This is a genomic window from Pseudomonas sp. R62 (assembly GCF_000257605.1).
In the GTDB taxonomy this organism is placed as follows: domain Bacteria; phylum Pseudomonadota; class Gammaproteobacteria; order Pseudomonadales; family Pseudomonadaceae; genus Aquipseudomonas; species Aquipseudomonas atacamensis.
In genome coordinates, this window is sequence record NZ_JH635999.1 from 1,937,630 (window position 1) to 1,938,990 (window position 1,361).

At 61.1% G+C, this 1,361-nt stretch carries 1 protein-coding gene; it reads left to right on the forward strand.

Annotated features, from left to right (window positions below):
- Positions 1 to 1,309 (forward strand): bifunctional aconitate hydratase 2/2-methylisocitrate dehydratase (locus tag OQK_RS26580; RefSeq protein ID WP_038861830.1); only part of this gene is annotated, 1,309 nt, incomplete at its 5' end.
- Between the last annotated feature and the right edge of the window lie 52 nt (positions 1,310 to 1,361).

Genomic DNA, 1,361 nt, shown 5'->3' on the forward strand with positions numbered 1-1,361 from the left:
GGGCTTCTCCGCTGATCTGGTGATGCAGTCGTTCTGCCACACCGCGGCCTATCCAAAGCCGATCGACGTGACCACCCACCACACCCTGCCTGACTTCATCATGACCCGCGGCGGCGTTTCCCTGCGTCCGGGCGACGGCATCATCCACTCGTGGCTGAACCGCATGCTGCTGCCGGACACCGTCGGTACCGGTGGTGACTCGCACACCCGTTTCCCGATGGGCATCTCGTTCCCGGCCGGTTCCGGTCTGGTCGCGTTCGCCGCTGCCACTGGCGTCATGCCGCTGGACATGCCGGAATCGATCCTGGTGCGCTTCAAAGGCAAGATGAAACCTGGCATCACCCTGCGTGACCTGGTTCATGCCATTCCGTACTTCGCTATCCAGAACGGTCTGCTGACCGTCGAGAAGAAAGGCAAGAAAAACGCCTTCTCCGGCCGCATCCTGGAAATCGAAGGCCTGGAAGGTCTGACCCTGGAGCAGGCGTTCGAACTGTCCGACGCCTCGGCCGAACGTTCGGCTGCCGGTTGCACCATCAAGCTGTCGAAAGAGTCGATTACCGAGTACCTGCAGTCCAACATCACCCTGCTGCGCTGGATGATCGGCGAAGGCTACGGCGATGCGCGTACCCTGGAACGCCGCGCTCAAGCGATGGAAGCCTGGATCGCCAATCCTGAACTGATGGAAGCCGATGCCGACGCCGAATACGCCGAAGTCATCGAAATCGATCTGGCCGAGATCAACGAGCCTGTGCTCTGCGCGCCGAACGATCCGGACGACGCCCGTCTGCTGTCCAGCGTTGCTGGCGAGAAGATCGACGAAGTGTTCATCGGTTCGTGCATGACCAACATCGGTCACTTCCGCGCTGCCGGTAAACTGCTGGATCAGGTCAAGGGTCAGCTGCCAACCCGTCTGTGGCTGTCGCCGCCGACCAAGATGGACGCTCACCAACTGACCGAAGAAGGCTACTACGGCATCTACGGCAAGGCTGGCGCACGCATGGAAATGCCAGGCTGCTCGCTGTGCATGGGTAACCAGGCTCGCGTTGAGCCGAACAGCACCGTGGTCTCCACGTCGACCCGTAACTTCCCGAACCGTCTGGGCGACGGCGCGAACGTCTACCTGGCCTCGGCCGAGCTGGCGTCCGTTGCTTCGATCCTGGGTCGCCTGCCGACCGTCGAGGAGTACATGGAATACGCTGGCAAGATCGACAGCATGGCGGCCGATGTCTACCGCTACCTGTCCTTCGACCAGATCGCCGAGTTCCGTGAAGCTGCTGCGAACGCCAAGATACCGGTCGTTCAAGCCTAACGCTGCAAGGCAATAAAAAACGCCGCCCATCGTGAGATGAGCGGCGTTTTTT